The organism is Micromonospora sp. NPDC048887, from assembly GCF_040649715.1.
Classification (GTDB): domain Bacteria; phylum Actinomycetota; class Actinomycetes; order Mycobacteriales; family Micromonosporaceae; genus Micromonospora.
Window position 1 is genome coordinate 56,383 of sequence record NZ_JBEZGA010000017.1, and the last position, 16,079, is coordinate 72,461.

Sequence of the window (16,079 nt, forward strand, 5' to 3'; positions counted from 1 at the left end):
TGAGCTTCAGGTCAGCGGGGGGCGGGCGGGCGGAGCGCGATCGCGCGGAGGAAGATCTCGCCGATCTTGCTGGGGTCGGTGGTGACGAAGGCGCCGCCGCCGGTGACCTTGGTGATCGACTCCAGCTCGGCCCGGTTCACCTCGGTGCCGATGCCGATGATGATGACCTGCACCGGCTGCTCGTCGTCCTGCAGCTTGGTCAACTGGTCCAGCAGCGCCTTCTGCGAGATGCCGTTGTCGTCCTCGTTCTTGCCGTCGGTGAACAGCACGATCGAGTTGACCTTGCCCGGCTCCCAGTCCTGCTGCACCTTCTTGTACGCCGCGAGCATGGTGTCGTACAGGCCGGTGTTGCCGTTGGAGGGCTTGATCGAGGCCAGGCCACGCTGCAACGCCCCCCGGTTGCTGGACAACGGCTTTATCCCGACCAGCTCGCTCCAGTCCTGCGAGCCCTCCAGGTTGGTGGAGAACGTCCAGAGGCCGATCGACCAGGAGTCGTCGAACAAGCCGAGTCCCTGGCTCGCGGCGGCCACCGTGACCTGCTCCCGGCTGGCGCCGTTCGCGGTCGCGACCGGCTTCTTCATCGAACCGGAGACGTCGATGACGCAGAGCATCCGGCCCGACTGGGTGGCCACCGACCAGGTCGTGGTGGCGGTCGAGATGGCGCCGGGGTCGAGGTCGGCCGCGCCGCCCTGACCCGACGGCGGCACCTGGCGCGCGCCGCCGTTGGCCGGGCTCGGCGCGCCGGTCGGCGCCTGGAAACCCCGCCCCCAGTTGCCGTCCGGCGCGCGCAGCGCCTGGGAGGCCAGCCGGTCCTTGAACCCCGGGGTACGCAGCACCTCGAACAGCACCTTGGCGGCGGACGCCTTGGTCGGCTCGATGCCGGGCAGCACCGCGAACGGGTAGTCCAGCGAGATCGGCGGCGGCTCCAGGTACAGCGCGGCCAGCCGGATCGGCGGCTTGGTGCTGTTGTAGGCGATCACGTCCTCCTCGGACAGCGCCGCCGCGCCGAGGGCGTTGGCGATCGCCGTCGGGTCCGACGAGCGCGGGAACCGTGCGAGGAGGTCCTGCCGCAGCGAGGAACGGTTGGTGGCCAGCGCCCGCAGCGCGCCGACCATCGCCTCCTGCGCCTTCGGCGAGCCGGACTCGCCGGTGGAGCTGGCCGCCGCGGTCAGCGACAGCAGACCGGACAGGCCGGCCGCGTCCTGGGTCGGCTCGACGATCCCGGCGCGCAGCGGCTTGCTGGCGGTGACCTGGGTCAGCAGGTCGGACCAGCGGAGCTGCTTGTCCGGCCACCCTATGCGCGAGGCCACCGGCTCGGGCAGCGCCACCACGACCGGGCTGCGCGCGATCGAGGCGCCGTTCATCGGCGCGAACGCGCTGGCCCCGCCACTCTTGAGCCGCACCAGCCAGGTCGAGGAGTCCGGCACCCAGACGTCAGGGGTGACGGCGGTGCCGCTGGCCTGCCCGACACCGGCGAGCGTGGCGCCGTGCTTGCTCGCCACGGCGGCGGCCACCTCGACCGACTCGGCGGAGGAGACGTTCACCGCGATGCAGGTGCCGCCCACCGCCGCGCCGTCGGAGACCCACTGGTCGGCGGCGGCACGCACCGCGGGGGCGATCTCCGGGGCGGTCGCCACCGACAGCTCGATCCGGCCCGAACAGTTCGGGCCGGCCAGCTGCTGGTAGCCGAACCAGGAGCCGGCTACGACGGCGACCAGGGCGGCCGCCACGGCGGCGGCACCTGCTCCGCGGAGGTGAGAACGCATGCGATGGCGGCCAGACACGGTGACCATCTTGCGTACCTCGTGGGGTTACCACCACAACCGTTCGGACGAAAGTTACGCAGCAGAAACAGTTGATCAGCTAACTCATACGTTAAGTTACTGGTCAGTCATTTAAGGTGAAGTCAATCCACTTCGGACCACCTGTGCGTGACCGTCCGGTCACGGCAGGACGCATGTCGGGCTGGCCACCGGCACCGGCTCCCCCACCGGCTCGGGCACCCCGCCGTCCGGATCGACCCGGAAGATCCTGATCATGTCGGCCCGCTCGTCGGCCACGTACAGGTGCTCCCCGGCGAACGCGAAGTGCCGGGGCCACTCGCCGCCGGTGTCCACCTCGGCCACCAGCTCCGGCGCGGCGCCGTCGAGCGCGAAGACCGCGACGGTGCCCACACCTCGGTTGCCCACGTAGAGGAAACGCCCGCCCGGCCCGACGGCCACCTCGGAGGGCTGCACGTGCCCGGTCCGGCCGCTGGCGTCGACCCGGGTGCGCTGCCGCGGCCCGTCCGGCGTCAGCTCGTACGCGGTGACAGTGGCGTCCAGCTCACCGACCAGCCAGCAGCGCCGCCCGTCCGGGTGCCGGGCCAGGTGCCGGGGCCCGGTGCCGGGCGCCGTCCGCACCCGGGGCTCCCGCTCGGCCAGCCGGCCGGTGGCGGCGTCGAGGTCGTACCGGTAGACGGAGTCGGTGCCCAGGTCGACGGCGAGCAGGCCGTCGCCGGCCGGATCCGGCGAGACCATGTGGCAGTGCGCCTGCTCCTGCCGCTGCGGGTCGGCGCCGTGGCCGGAGTGCCGGACCAGATCGGTGCGCTCCCCGGGCACGCCGTCGGCGTCCAGGCCGAACACCGCGACGCTGCCGCCGCCGTAGTTCGCCACGAACAGGTGCCGCCCGTCCGGGGCGACCGCCAGGTGGCACGGCTCCGCGCCACCCGTCTCGCGTACGCCCAGCGGCGTGAGGTCGCCGTCCGGGGCCACCCGGAACGCGCTCACCAGCCCGTCCGGCAGCTCGTTGCACCCGTACAGCACCGGGAGCGCCGGATGCCGCACCAGGAACGACGGCGACGGGGTGACCGCCACGACACCCAGCGGGGTCAGTTCCCCGGTCGCCCGGTCCCGCCGGGCCGCCACGACGCCCTCGGCCCGCCCGCCCGTCTGCGCCGTGTAGCCGCCGATGTGGACGATCTCGTCCTGCCCGGTCACCGCTCCCACCTTCCGTCGGTCCTGTCTCCGCAGATCCAACCAGAGGCTTCCCGTTCCGGCGGCCGATCAGTCCCGTGACCGCCGGCGGGATTCGCGGCGGGCCGCTCAGCCCACCGGCACCGGCTCGCCGCGCTGCCGCGCCACGTGCTCGACAAGCGAGATCAGCACCAGCTTGCCGGACTGCCGGTCCCGGGCGTCGCAGAGCACCAGCGGGACGTCCGGGTCCAGGTCCAGGGCGTCGCGGACCGCCTCCAGCCCGAACCGGCGGGAACCCTCGAAGCAGTTGACGCCCACCACGAACGGGATGCCCCGCTGCTCGAAGTAGTCGATCGAGGGGAAGCAGTCGGCCAGCCGACGGGTGTCGGCGAGCACCACCGCGCCGAGCGCGCCGAACGCCAGCTCGTCCCAGAGGAACCAGAACCGGTCCTGCCCCGGGGTGCCGAACAGATAGACCTGGAGGTCGTCGTTGATGGTGATCCGGCCGAAGTCCATCGCCACGGTCGTGGTCGACTTCTGCTCGACCCCGGACACGTCGTCGGTGCCGAGCCCCGCCCCGGTCAGGACCTCCTCGGTCTGCAACGGCCGGACCTCACTCAACGCGCTCACCAGCGTCGTCTTACCGGCGCCGAAGCCACCGGCGATGAGGATCTTCAAAGCCAGCGGCACTCGCGGCGCCTCCGGCTCCCGGTCAAAGCGCACGGAGTCCACTGACCACCGCCTTGAGGATGTTGTCGTCGGGCAGGTACGCGGTGGCCGGTGGCCGGTGCACCGCGACGAGCCCCTGGGCGAGAAGGTCGCCGAGCAGCACCCGGACCACACCCACGGCGAGGTCCAGGTCGGCGGCGAGGTCGGCCACGGCCTTCGGCCGCCGGGCCAGCTCGGTCAGGCGGCGGTGCTCCGGCTGGAGACCGGGCCGCCCGGCCGGGTCCGCGCCGGGGGTGGCGAGCACGAACGCCAACAGGTCGAAGCCGTCGACCGGCGGGCGCACACGCCCCCCGGTGAGCGTGTACGGGCGCACCACCGGGCCGGCGTCGGAGTCCAGCCACTCGTGCTGCGGCCCGGGCGACTCAGCGCGCATCGGCCCGCTCCCCCGCCGCCCGGCTCGGCGCGGCCAGGTTCTCCCCGACCCGGATGACGAGCATCGCCATCTCGTACGCCACCAGGCCGATGTCGGCGTCGGCGTCGCTGGCCACCGCCAGGCAGGCACCCTGCCCGGCGGCGGTCACGAACAGGTAGGCCGACTCCATCTCCACCACTGTCTGACGGACCGCGCCGCCGCCCAGGTGCCGGGTGGCGCCCTTGGCCAGGCCGGAGAAGCCGGACGCCAGCGCGCACAGGTGTTCCGCGTCGGTGCGGTCCTGGTCGGTGGAGGCGCCGAGCAGGAGCCCGTCCGCCGAGAGCACCACCGCCTGGCGGGCGGCGGGGACACGCTCCACCAGGTCGTCGAGCAGCCAGTCGAGATCGGCGTTCTGCCGCGTCGTGTGCACCACTAGGCGTCCCTCTCAGTCGCGGTTCGTTGGTCCGGCGCCGGCGGGGCGGGCTCCACAGGCGGCCCCACGGTGGTGGACGGCGTACCGGTGTCGCGCGTCTCGGTGCTGGGGGTGGCCGGGCTGGTCCCGGCGCCGCGCGAGCCGTCCCGGCGTCCGCGCGCGGTGCCGGCCTGCAACGCGGACATGGCCCGGCGGGCCTCCTCCGGGGTGCGGTGGGCCGGGGTGTCGGCGACCGCGGCGCGGGGCCGCGCCGTCGCGCCGCGCCGCCGGATCCGGCGGGGCAGGCCGTCGTCGTCGGCGGGTGGCTCCACCGTCGAGGCGCGCGCCGACTGCAACGACACCACTGTGCTCTCCGACCGGTCCCGGCCGGAACGGCCCGGACGGCCCGGCCGGGGCACAGTGGTCAGCCGGGTCACCTTGGCCAGGCGCCGCCGTTCCGGCCCGGCGGAGGCGTCCGCGCCCACCGGCGGCTCGTCGGTGATCAGTGCCGACGGTACGAACACCGCGGCGACGATCCCGGCCGGGCGGGACGGCCGCAGCTCCACCCGTACGCCGTGCCTGGCGGCCAGGCGTGCCACCACGAACAGCCCCAGCCGGGCGCTGCCGGACGGGTCGAACTCCGGCGGCTCGGCCAGCTTGCGGTTGGCCTCGGCCAGGGCCGGGGCGGACATGCCCAGTCCCCGGTCGGTGATCTCGATGGTGTAGCCGCCCGGGACGCTCCGGCCGGTGACGTCCACCCGGGTGCCGGGCGGGGAGAACGCGGTGGCGTTCTCGATCAGCTCGGCGAGCAGGTGGATCACGTCGCCGACGGCCCGGCCCAGCACCCCGGCCGTCGCCACCTCACCCACGTCGACCCGGTCGTACGCCTCGACCTCGGAGATCGCGCCGCGCATCACGTCGACAGCGGCGACCGGCCGCCGCCAGCCTCGTCCGGGCGCGGCCCCGGCCAGGATGACCAGGTCCTCGGCGTGCCGCCGCAGCCGCGTCGCCAGGTGGTCGACCTGGAACAGCCCGGCCAGCTCGTCCGGGTCCTCGGTACGCCGTTCCAGCCGGTCCAGCAGCGCCAGCTGCCGGTGCACCAGTCCCTGGCTGCGCCGGGCGAGGTTGAGGATCACCTCGTTGAAGCCGCGGCGCAGCGTCACCTCGTCGACGGCGGCGCGGACAGCGGTCCGGCGCACCTCGTTGAACGCGCGTGCCACCTGGCCGATCTCGTCGCCGCCGTGGTCCAGCTCGGGCGCCTCCCGGGCCACGTCGACCTCCTCGCCCCGGCGCAGCCGCGCCACGACGTCGGGCAGCCGGCGTTCGGCCACCTCGGTCGCGGCGGCGCGTACGCCGGTCAGCCGCTGTGCCAGCGACCGGCCGACCCGCCACGCCACCAGCACGCACACCACGATCGCGATCAGGCCCAGCACCCCGGCGAGGGCGAGCTGGACGAGGATCCGGGTGGCCATCGGCACCGAGCGTTCGGCGAGCCCGTCCGCGCCACTTAGCTCGAAGTCGCGCAGGCTCTGCCACACCTCGGCGTGACTGGTGTCCCACGCCCGCATGTCGAACCGGGCGGGCAGCGCCGGCGAGCGGATCAGGCTGTCCTGGAGCGCGCGCAGCCTGCCGAACCCGGCGCCCTCGATCATCCGCTGGTACGCGGCCCGCTCCCCGGACGGCAGCTCGGCCACCGCGATCTCGGCCAGGAAGCGCTGGTTCTCGATCGTACGCACCAGTTGCTCGTGCTCGCCGTCGCCGTACCGTCCGGCGGTGACGGCGCCGGCCAGCAGCGCGTCGGCCTGTCCGAGCAGCTCCCGGGAACGGCCCAGCGAGGTGAGCGCCGTGGCCTCCCGGTTGAGCTGCGCGTCGGGCAGCGCCGCCATCGCGCCGAACGCCTGGAACGCCGAGCCGATCATCCCGCTGTAGAGGCCGACGGCGCCGGCCCGGTCCACCGTCCGGTCGTCGATGAACGAGCGCCCCGCGGGCAGCGCGTCGAGCGCCGAGACCAGGTGGTCGAGCCGGTTGTCGAGCTGGGCGTCGGCGACGTCGCGCAGGTCCTCGCCGTCGACCTTGCGGCGCAGCTCGACGATCGCGTCGTCGGTGCGTACCCGCTGTTCGACCAGCTCGGGGAGGGCGCTGTCACCGGCGAGCTGGACCACCGACAGCCGCCGTTCCCGTTGCAGCTCCGCCACCACGGTCTCGCCCGGACGGCCCAGGTCGTAGAGGAGGGTACGCGCGGAGAGCAGGTCGAGCGCGGGCCCGAAGGTGAGCGTGGTGGCGAAGATCCACAAGGCCAGCAGCCCGGTCACCGGGCCGATGACCAGCGCGGTCAGCTTGGCGCGGATCGGCCAGTCACGGGTGTTCAATCAGACCTCGCCCGGGAAGGTGTCGCTCGGTGGCGCCGGCAGCGGCCGTCACGTTCGCCGGCCACGACGCCGGGCCCCGGCCCGGACGCCTTGGGCAGGATACGTAATCCGGGGCGGATGCACTACCGGCCGTCTCGGCTCTCACTACGGTCCGAGACGGGCACGACGGGCGCAGTCGGACACCGGCCCGGCACCGGACGGGCGGTCGCGACACCGCACCTTTTTCCGGCCCGGGGCGGAAAGTGCCGCACAACGGGATTGGCGATCACCCGCACGAGGGAATACCAGCGTGCGAAGGAGGAGCCATGTCGTCCACCCAGGTAGTCGTCATAGTCATCGTCGTCGCCGTCATCGCCGCGCTCGTCGCGGTCGCCGTGGTCGCCAGCCGCCGCCGGGCGCTCCGGGAGCGCTTCGGCCCCGAGTACGACCGGGCCGTCGCCGAGCAGGACAGCCGCAGCGCCGCCGAGCGCGAGCTGCGGGAACGGGAGCGCCGGCACGCCGAGCTGGAGCTGACCCCACTGAGCCCGGAGTCCCGGGCCCGTTACGCCGCCGCCTGGGAGGAACTCCAGGTGCGCTTCGTCGACTCCCCCGCGGAGACCGTCGGCGAGGCCGACGAGCTGGTCAGCCGTCTGATCGCCGAGCGCGGATACCCCACCGGGGACTTCTCGGACCAGATCGCCCACCTCTCCGTCGAGCACGCCCGCACCCTCACCCACTACCGCGACGCCCACGAGATCCGGCAGCGCAACGAGCGCGGTGAGGCCGGCACCGAGGACCTCCGGCAGGCGCTGGTGCACTACCGGGCCCTCTTCGCCGACCTGCTCGGCGAGGACCCGGTGCCCACCTCCACGCAGCAGCCGGAGCAGCGCCACCCCGACCACGACCACGACCACGACGTCCCGAGCCGCTGAGGAGGCCGCCCCATGCGCCAGGAGGAACAGCAGGTCACGCAGGACCACCCCGAGGCCGTCCGGTCCGCACCGGTGCCGGTCCCGCAGCCGGGCGAGCACGCCCACGCCGACGCCGACCGCCGCGACACCGACCGGGCCGACGTGCCCGAGGACGCGCTGGACGACCGGGGCACCTTCGACGACCCGGCGGTCGCCACCGAGCGGAGCGACACGGACGTCGACGAGCGGCGCGACGCCGAGGTCGACGAGACCCGCGCCTACGACGCCGGGGAGCTGCGCGACGCGGCCGACCGGACCGACGACGGTCGCGCCCCGTACGCCGACCCGGCGCCGCTGCCGACGGCGTTCGGCGCGGCGACCGTGGGCGACGCGGTCGCCGCCTCGGCCCTGGCCGGCGGTCGTCCGCAGGACGAGCGCGACGCGCGCGACGAGGACACGGCAGCGCCGGGCGACGGCGCACCCGGTCAGACCGACCCGCTGGACGACGAGCGGGCCGACCCGACCGCCGGGGACCGCCTGCACGACCGCGACCGCTGGGACGCCGAGCACTCCGGCGCAACCGACCACGACGTGGACGGCGACGGCCGGGACGACCGCACCGGGGCCCACGCGGTCCGGGACGACCGCACGGTGGACGGCGTCGTCCGGGACGACGCGGTCGCCGACGGCGCGGTCGGGTACGGCAGCGCCGAGCCGGGCCTGGTCGACCCGGACGCCGAGCCCGTGCCCGCCGGATCCGGCGACGCCGACCGGCAGCACGACCGGATGGACACCACCACCGCGGCGACGGGCGCGGCGGCGGCCGGCGCCGCCGGCACGGCCCTGGGCGGCGCGGAGCGGCCCACGCCCGGCGCGGTACCGGCCGACGCGGCGACGCTGTTCGCCCCGGAGGCCGCCCAGGGCTTCCGGGACCGCTGGCGCGACGTGCAACTGCGCTTCGTGGACGACCCGCGCGCGGCGGTCGGCGAGGCGGAGTCACTCGTCGAGGAGGCGATCGAGGCGCTCTCCACGGCCCTGCGTGAGCAGCGCACCCGGCTCGGCACCTGGCAGGAGTCCGGCTCCACGGACACCGAGCAGCTCCGGATGGCCGTGCGTGGCTACCGCGACTTCCTGGACCGCGTGCTGGGCCGCTGACCCATCACCACGAAGCCCCGGCCGGTGACCCGGCCGGGGCTTCGCGCATGTCCGGACCGAACAGCAGGTATGAAACCTCGCAATCGGGGTACGTGCGGGCAGCGGTGCGCACGAGGGGAGCACGGGCATGGGCGGCGGCGGCCTGCGGTTGAACATGAACGCGCTGGACTACCTGATCCTGGCGCTCTATTTCGTCACGGTGCTCGGCGTCGGTTTCGCCGCCCGGCGCGCGATCCGCACCAGCGTGGACTTCTTCCTCTCCGGCCGCTCGCTGCCCGCCTGGGTCACCGGGCTGGCGTTCGTCTCGGCGAACCTGGGCGCGCTGGAGATCATCGGCATGGCCGCCAACGGCGCCCAGTACGGCATCATGACAGTGCACTACTACTGGATCGGCGCCGTGCCGGCGATGGTCTTCCTCGGCATCGTGATGATGCCGTTCTACTACGGCTCGAAGGTCCGCAGCGTCCCCGAGTACCTGCGGCTGCGCTTCAACCGCCCCACCCACCTGCTCAACGCGATCAGCTTCGCGGTCGCACAGGTGCTCATCGCGGGCGTCAACCTCTACGCGCTGGCCCTGATCATGCAGGCGCTGCTCGGCTGGCCGCTCTGGTTCGCGATCATCGTCGGCGCGGTGATCGTGCTGGCGTACATCACCATCGGCGGGCTCTCCGGCGCGATCTACAACGAGGTGCTCCAGTTCTTCGTGATCGTCGCCGGCCTGGTGCCGATCACGGTGATCGGCCTGGTCAAGGTCGGCGGCGTCAGCGGCCTGATGGACGCGGTCCGCGACTCCCGGCTCGGCGAGGCCGGGCTGCACGCCTGGGAGGGCACCGGCAGCACCGCCAACCCGCTCGGCGCGCACTGGCTGGGCATCGTGTTCGGCCTCGGCTTCGTGCTCTCCTTCGGCTACTGGACCACCAACTTCGCCGAGGTGCAGCGCGCCCTGTCCGCCCGCAACATGAGCGCCGCCCGGCGTACGCCGATCATCGCCGCGTACCCGAAGCTGCTCATCCCGGCCGTCACCGTGATCCCCGGCCTGATCGCCCTGGTCACTGTCAAGGGGCTGGGTGCCGACGAGGGCGACCTGGTCTACAACAACGCGATCCCGCTGCTCATGCGCGACCTGCTGCCCAACGGCGTGCTCGGCATCGCGGTCACCGGCCTGGTGGCGTCGTTCATGGCCGGCATGGCGGCGAACGTCAGCGGGTTCAACACCGTCTTCACGTACGACATCTGGCAGGCGTACTTCCGGCGGGACGAGCCGGACGAGCACTACGTGAAGGTGGGCCGCCTCGCCACCGTCGGCGCGGTCGTGATCGGCATCGGCACCGCCTTCATCGCGGCCGGGTTCAGCAACATCATGAACTACATCCAGGCGCTGTTCTCGGTCTTCAACGCCCCGCTGTTCGGCACGTTCATCATCGGCATGTTCTGGCGGCGGATGACGCCGCTGGCCGGCTTCTGGTCGCTGCTGTCCGGCACCGTCGTCGCCACCGCCACGTACCTGCTCTACAAGGGCGGCGTGATCAGCTTCAACTCCGACCTGGAGGAGAGCTTCTGGGGCGCGGGCCTGGCCTTCGCCACCGTCGCGGTGGTGGCCGCGATCGTCACGCCGCTGACCCGGCCGAAGGCCGACCAGGAGCTGACCGGGCTCGTGTACGGCCTCAGCGACACCACGCTCGCCGACGACTCGCTGGCCGGCGACGCCGCCTGGTACCGCTCCCCGGTGCTGCTCGGCGTCGTCGCCGTGATCCTCGCCGCCCTGTTCTACATCCCGGTCTTCTAAGGAGGGGACGCACGCCATGGCAGACGACGCGGACCGCCACTACCAGGGCGGCGAGGCGCACGACCCGCTGGTCGACGAGACCGAGGACGCGCGGGAGGCGCGCTCGGCCGCGGCCCGGCTGTTCGACATCCGCCGCGTGATCGGCGGCCTGTTCGTGGTGTACGGGCTGATCGTCGGGCTGATGGGGCTGTTCGACACCTCCGCCGAGATCGAGAAGGCGCAGGGTCTACGGATCAACCTCTGGGCCGGCGCGGCGATGCTCGTGTTCGGCCTGCTGATGCTGCTGTGGCAGCGGCTGAGCCCCACCGAGACGCCGGAGCCGCACCGCGACGAGTCCTGACCCCCGCCGCCCGCATGGCGCGGCCCGCACCGGGTACGCCACGGGGATCAGGCGGAAGGGACAGGAGGGCAGCAGCATGACCGATCGTGACCGCGGTGGCGAGCGGCCGCTGGAGGAGACCCCCGAGGTGGCCGCGGCGGTGGACGACGACAGCACGGTGCCCCAGTTGCGCAGCGGCGGCACCGACCCGGACAACCCCGTGTTCACCGAGCCCGACGGCGCGGTACCCGACACCGGCTCGCCGAACCTCATCGGTGACCCGTACGCGGCCGGGACCGGCGCGACCGGCACCGGCACCGGCGCCGCCCCGGACGGCATCCGCACCGGCGCCGAACAGCCCTGGGATCCGGAGGACCTGGTGCGGGCCCGGGGTCAGGACGTGACGCCGGAGAACCTGGAGCGGGCCCGCCGCGACCTGGCCGAACTGGGCCGGGCGGCGATCGAGCGCACCGTGCCCTGACCCGGGACGGCCGAGGGCCCCTGGCCGACGTGGGCGTCGACCAGGGGCCCGGGGAACCCGCGCGGCGGTGCCTCACTCCCGCCGCCGCGGGTGGCCCTCACCGCGGCTCAGGAGAGCGGCGGGTACGCGTTCTGCATGAGCTGCTGGAACTGGGCCGCGAACCACGCGCCGGAGATCGGCGCGTCCGGCAGGGCGCCGGACATGTTGTTGCCGTTGCGGGCGTTACCGGTGTAGGTCGGGTCGCACATCCGGTCGAAGCCCTTGCCCTCGTTGTTCGGGATCTCCTTGCTGGAGCCGTCCGACTCACCCGGGGGCTTCACCCAGACGTAGGCGTCGATGCCGGGCTCCGGGTTGGCCTTCGGCCGCTCGCCGAGACCCGCGCCGGCCTGGTTGCACCAGTTGCCGGTGTGGAAGCGGCGGTCGACCCGGCCGCCGTCGACGTACGCGTCGATGCTGGTCGACGGGCCGGGGCCGGTCGGCCGGGCGGCGCCGCCCCAACCGTTGCGGGAGGTGTCGATCAGCATGCCGATGTTGCTGTCGAAGCCGACCGAGACCAGCTTCTGCCGGAACGCCTGGGCGAACGACAGCTCGTCGACGTACTGGTTCCAGTCGATCCACTTGGACTGCCGTACGGTCTGGCCGTTCACCGAGTCGGTGACCTTGACGTACGGCTCCTTCAGCGCGGAGTAGTTCGCCGTGTTGACGATGAAGCCCTGCACGTTGGCGACGGTGCTGCCGGACGCCACGGCGGCGGCCTTGAGCTGGTCGGCGACCGGGCCGAAGTTGCTGTCCCAGCCGATCCAGCCGTGGTGGGCGGCGTCGATGTAGTTGTAGACGTTGCCGATCGCGCCCAGCTTCGCCAGGGCGTAGCCGACACCGTTCACGTACGCGCCGTTGGCCTTGACCGTGTCACACATGACCGTGCCGCCCGCGTTGCCCGAGGTGTTGGTCACCAGGTTGGGCAGCGAGTCGATCTCGATGATGTTGACGATGCGCAGGTTCCGGTACTTCGCGTCGCTCTGGATCGCGGCGATCGGGTCGATGTACTCGGCCTTGTAGCGGGGCAGCTCGTCCGGGCCCAGCTCGCCGTTGGAGGCGAGCGCCGAGCAGTCACGGCCGGGCAGGTTGTAGATGACGAACTGGATGTAGCCGGCGCCCTGGGCGAGCGCGGCGTCCAGGTGCTGACGGACGCCCATCGCGCCGTTGGAGCTGCTGTCCGGCGTGCCGTTGATGGCGGCGATCCGGTCGAGCCAGACCGCGGTCGGGTTGTTCGACACCCGGTTGCCGCCGGACACCGACTCGGCCTTGGCCTTCCACTCGGGGTTCACGTACCCCTTCACACCGGCGTACGGGTTGTCGACCCGCTGCCCGGGCGGCGGGGTGGTCGTCGGCGGCGTCGAGGTCGGCGGGGTCGACGTCGGCGGCGTGCTCGTGGGCGGCGTGCTGGTCGGCGGCGTGCTCGTCGGCGGGGTGCTGGTGGACGGCGTGCCGCCGTTGCACACAGTGCCGTTGAGCGTGAACTGGGTCGGCTTGGGGTTGCTGCCGCTCCAGGAGCCGTTGAAGCCGATGGTGGTGCTGGCGCCGCTGGCGAGCGACCCGTTGTACGACTCGTTCTGCGCGGTGACGTTCTGCCCGCTCTGGGACCACCTCGCAGACCAGCCGTTCACCACCCGCTGCGAGCTGTTCGGGAAGGTGAAGCCGAGGCTCCACGAGCTGAGCGCGTCACCGATGTTCTTGATGGTCACGTTGCCGGTGAATCCACCGGGCCAGTCGCTGGTCGTGTAGGTCACGCTGCACTGGGTGGCGGCCTGCGCCGCGGTGACCGGGAGGGTCACCAGTCCACCGGCTACCAGGACGCCGGCGCTGGTGAGCGCAAGCGTCCGGTTCCGGCCGGACAGCCTTCTCCACAGATTCATGCCACTGATCTCCTTGGGCGAGACCGGATCCGCGTACGGCCCGGCGCAAATGGCGGCTGCGGTCGCCCTGCGGGAACGACCGTGCGCGCCACGGGTTACTTCGGGGGACGCCCGACCCGGACGGGCGTTGGGGGTGGTGGTGCCGACCGGTCCGCAGGACCGGCCGATGGAGACGGACGTCGGCCGGTGGTGCCGGCTGCCCTCGACGTCTGAGCTCGCGGTGTGGCTCCCCGAACCGCGTGCAGCGATTCTTGCATGGGAGCGCTTCCATGGCAATGCCTCGATACGCCACCGCCCACCCTACCGCCGCCCGGCGCGCCCTCGGCCCGACGTCCGGCCCTCGTTCCGCCGCCACCACCCGCAGCCCTGTGCCCGGGTGGAGCGCCACGGGTGCCAAAACAGCCCGGAGACACCCATGGCGTCCACTCGCGCGTACAGGTCGGGCAGCACGCGCACGGGACGCATCACTGGCAAATCCCTAAAAGCGAATCTTTCCCGGATAAGTCGTGAAATGGTCTAACGTCAGCCTTAGCTCGACTGACGTCGGGCTCAGGACGAACAGGGATGGAGACGCTGGTCATGGCTAAGAAGATGCTCGGGAAGGTGATCGCGGGCGCCGCTCTCGGCGGAGCGGGCCTTCTCGCGTTCACCCCGGGAATGGCCTACGCGGGCGGACATGACGAGGGCAAGGTCATCGCCAAGCCGCACGTGGTGAAGGCCGGGGACACCGTCGAACTGCTCGCGATCTGCTCCGAGCCGCAGAAGCACGCCACCGTCTGGTCGGAGGTGACCGGCAAGGTCGACCTGCACCCGGCCCGGGACGGCGAGCACGGCGACTGGGTCGACGGCGGCGACTGGGGCGGCGGCCAGGGCTGGGGCTGGGACGCCGACCAGGGCCCGGACGGCAAGGACGACCACGGCAAGGGCCCCGACGGGAAGGGCGAGCCGGGCGAAGACGGCCATGGTCCCGGCGGCAACGGCCCTGGCGGACCGGGCGGGCCGGGCGGGCCGGGCGGCAACGGGCCGGGCGGGCCGGGGAACGGCATGCCGCAGCCTCCGGCGGACCAGCCGCAGCCGGGTGGCCAGCCCGGAGGACAGCCGCAGCCGGGCGGCGCCGGTGCCGGTATGGCTGCCGACACCGGCGCCTGGCAGGGGCACGACGAGTACGGCCAGGACGCCGAGCCGGGCTGGGACAAGGAGAAGGGGGGCGCGCCCGACTGGACCAGGGACGAGCACGGCCCCGACGGCAAGGACCAGCACGGCAAGGACTCCAAGGACGCCAAGGACCAGCGTGGCGGCCGTCCGGACGGCAGGGACGAGCACGGCAAGGACGGCAAGGACGGCAAGGACGGCAAGGACGAGCACGGCGCCTGGTCGGACGGCAAGGACGACTGGCAGGCGAGCGGAGGCGCCTGGCAGGACGACAAGGACAGCTACGGCAAGGACGAGCACGGCGGCTGGCCGGGTGAGAAGGACGGCAAGGGCGGCGACTACGGCAAGGACGACGCGGGCTGGGAGCACGGGAAGGACTTCGTCTACTACGGCGAGGCCACCGTCTCGCACGACGCCCGGCCGGGCCGGTACGAGCTGCGCGGCTCCTGCGGTGAGGGCGAGCTGGTGGTCCTGCCGCGCGGTGGGGTCGACGGCGGCGACGGTGGCATGACGACCACCGGCGTGGACCGCAACCTCGCCACCGGTGGCGCGGGCATGATCGGCGCCGCGGCGCTGGGCGGCCTGGTGCTGCTGCGCCGGCGGCGGGCCGGTGGCTCGGTCTGACCGGACGACGACCCGGGCCGGCGGCCGTCACGGAAGTCCGTGGCGTGCCGCCGGCACGGCCGTCGTCGTCCTGCTCGCCATGGCCGGGGCCGGTCTGGTCGGCGCGTCCGTCCGGACCGACCCACCGCCCACCCCGCCACAGCCGATCGCGCGGGCGGGCCCGGTCACCACCGGCCCGTCCGACGATCCGGGCACCTACGCCGATCCGGACATCGCTGGGGAACCGGCACCGGACGTCACCGGCCGGCCGGTACCCGACAGCGGGCAACCGACCACGGGAGGCGCCGGCCAGGCGACACCAGGCCCGCCCACCATCGGACCCGGCACCCCGAACCCAGGCGCCGCCGGCACCCCGGGCGCGAGCACCCCGCCGGCCGTGGCGGGCGCTCCGGCGGCGACCCGCGCCACCGGCCCGGCTCCGCTGCCCCGGTCGGCGCCGGTCAGCATCTCGATCCCCCGCATCGGGGTACGGGCCCCGATCATGTCGCTCGGCACGAACCCGGACGGCACGGTCCAGGTGCCCCCGCTGGACCAGGCCATGAAGGCCGGCTGGTACTCCCCCGGCGCCAGCCCCGGCGAGGCCGGCAACGCGGTGATCGTGGGTCACGTCGACTCCGCCCAGCTCGGCCCGGCGGTGTTCTTCAACCTCGGCGCGCTGGTGGCCGGCGACACCATAGTGGTCGGCCGGCAGGACGGCTCGACCGCCACGTTCACCGTGCACGCGGTCGGGTCGTACCCGAAGACCGCCTTTCCCGCCGCGCAGGTCTACGGTCCGTCGGCCGCGCCCGCCCTGCGCGTGGTGACCTGCGGCGGGGTGTTCGACAAGACGGCCGGCAGCTACCTGAACAACATCGTCGTCTACGCCACGATGACCGGCTGAGGCCGGGAACGGCGGGTGGCCCGGTGGTCGGCGAACCGACCACCGGGTCACGCGCGCGTC

14 protein-coding genes are annotated in these 16,079 nt (G+C 73.2%); 7 read left to right on the forward strand and 7 right to left on the reverse strand.

Annotated features, from left to right (window positions below; genetic code table 11):
* Nucleotides 1-11: 11 nt before the first annotated feature.
* The 6 genes from AB0C17_RS23525 to AB0C17_RS23550 all read right to left on the reverse strand — a co-directional run bounded on the left by AB0C17_RS23525 (nucleotide 12) and on the right by AB0C17_RS23550 (nucleotide 6,816).
* Nucleotides 12-1,766 (reverse strand): VWA domain-containing protein, encoded by a 1,755-nt coding sequence (locus AB0C17_RS23525; protein ID WP_357386168.1) that lies wholly within the window; start codon nucleotides 1,764-1,766, stop codon nucleotides 12-14.
* 177 nt (nucleotides 1,767-1,943) lie between these two features.
* Nucleotides 1,944-2,978: a lactonase family protein gene (locus AB0C17_RS23530; RefSeq protein WP_357473557.1), complete on the reverse strand. Its 1,035-nt coding sequence runs from the start codon at nucleotides 2,976-2,978 to the stop codon at nucleotides 1,944-1,946.
* A gap of 105 nt (nucleotides 2,979-3,083) precedes the next feature.
* Nucleotides 3,084-3,686: an ATP/GTP-binding protein gene (locus AB0C17_RS23535; RefSeq protein ID WP_357386164.1), complete on the reverse strand. Its 603-nt coding sequence runs from the start codon at nucleotides 3,684-3,686 to the stop codon at nucleotides 3,084-3,086.
* Nucleotides 3,667-4,056, reverse strand: coding sequence for a DUF742 domain-containing protein (locus AB0C17_RS23540; RefSeq protein ID WP_357386162.1), 390 nt, complete (start codon nucleotides 4,054-4,056; stop codon nucleotides 3,667-3,669). The genes AB0C17_RS23535 and AB0C17_RS23540 overlap by 20 nt, the downstream gene beginning before the upstream one ends.
* Nucleotides 4,046-4,468: a roadblock/LC7 domain-containing protein gene (locus tag AB0C17_RS23545; RefSeq protein ID WP_354871081.1), complete on the reverse strand. Its 423-nt coding sequence runs from the start codon at nucleotides 4,466-4,468 to the stop codon at nucleotides 4,046-4,048. Before AB0C17_RS23545 ends, AB0C17_RS23540 begins: the two co-directional genes overlap by 11 nt.
* The gene (locus AB0C17_RS23550) at nucleotides 4,468-6,816 is read right to left on the reverse strand and encodes a nitrate- and nitrite sensing domain-containing protein (protein ID WP_357473560.1); all 2,349 of its coding nucleotides are present in this window, start codon (nucleotides 6,814-6,816) and stop codon (nucleotides 4,468-4,470) included. The genes AB0C17_RS23545 and AB0C17_RS23550 overlap by 1 nt, the downstream gene beginning before the upstream one ends.
* Before the next feature lie 305 nt (nucleotides 6,817-7,121).
* Here AB0C17_RS23550 and AB0C17_RS23555 point away from each other — a divergent pair, with 305 nt between their 5' ends.
* The 5 genes from AB0C17_RS23555 (at nucleotide 7,122) to AB0C17_RS23575 (ending at nucleotide 11,447) form a co-directional block, all read left to right on the forward strand.
* Nucleotides 7,122-7,727 carry a hypothetical protein gene (locus AB0C17_RS23555; protein ID WP_357480495.1) on the forward strand — a complete coding sequence of 202 codons (606 nt, stop codon included), beginning with the start codon at nucleotides 7,122-7,124 and terminating at the stop codon, nucleotides 7,725-7,727.
* A 12-nt stretch (nucleotides 7,728-7,739) separates the two neighbouring features.
* A complete protein-coding gene (locus tag AB0C17_RS23560) occupies nucleotides 7,740-8,861 on the forward strand; it encodes a hypothetical protein (protein WP_357480497.1) in 1,122 nt (373 codons plus the stop codon).
* Nucleotides 8,862-8,988: 127 nt separating this feature from the next.
* Nucleotides 8,989-10,647, forward strand: a complete 1,659-nt coding sequence (locus AB0C17_RS23565; protein WP_357386152.1) for a sodium:solute symporter family protein — start codon at nucleotides 8,989-8,991, stop codon at nucleotides 10,645-10,647.
* Nucleotides 10,648-10,663: 16 nt separating this feature from the next.
* Nucleotides 10,664-10,987, forward strand: coding sequence for a hypothetical protein (locus AB0C17_RS23570; protein WP_357386150.1), 324 nt, complete (start codon nucleotides 10,664-10,666; stop codon nucleotides 10,985-10,987).
* Nucleotides 10,988-11,063: 76 nt separating this feature from the next.
* Nucleotides 11,064-11,447 carry a hypothetical protein gene (locus tag AB0C17_RS23575; RefSeq protein ID WP_357386148.1) on the forward strand — a complete coding sequence of 128 codons (384 nt, stop codon included), beginning with the start codon at nucleotides 11,064-11,066 and terminating at the stop codon, nucleotides 11,445-11,447.
* Nucleotides 11,448-11,554: 107 nt separating this feature from the next.
* Here the strand turns inward: AB0C17_RS23575 and AB0C17_RS23580 are convergent, their stop codons facing one another.
* A complete protein-coding gene (locus AB0C17_RS23580; protein WP_357480500.1) occupies nucleotides 11,555-13,363 on the reverse strand; it encodes a glycoside hydrolase family 6 protein in 1,809 nt (602 codons plus the stop codon).
* A gap of 564 nt (nucleotides 13,364-13,927) precedes the next feature.
* On the opposite strand from AB0C17_RS23580, the gene AB0C17_RS23585 reads away from it, so the two are divergent.
* Together AB0C17_RS23585 and AB0C17_RS23590 are read left to right on the forward strand one after the other, a co-directional pair.
* Nucleotides 13,928-15,139 (forward strand): hypothetical protein, encoded by a 1,212-nt coding sequence (locus tag AB0C17_RS23585; protein ID WP_357480502.1) that lies wholly within the window; start codon nucleotides 13,928-13,930, stop codon nucleotides 15,137-15,139.
* A gap of 79 nt (nucleotides 15,140-15,218) precedes the next feature.
* Nucleotides 15,219-16,019: a class F sortase gene (locus tag AB0C17_RS23590; protein WP_357473576.1), complete on the forward strand. Its 801-nt coding sequence runs from the start codon at nucleotides 15,219-15,221 to the stop codon at nucleotides 16,017-16,019.
* The last annotated feature ends 60 nt before the right edge of the window (nucleotides 16,020-16,079 follow it).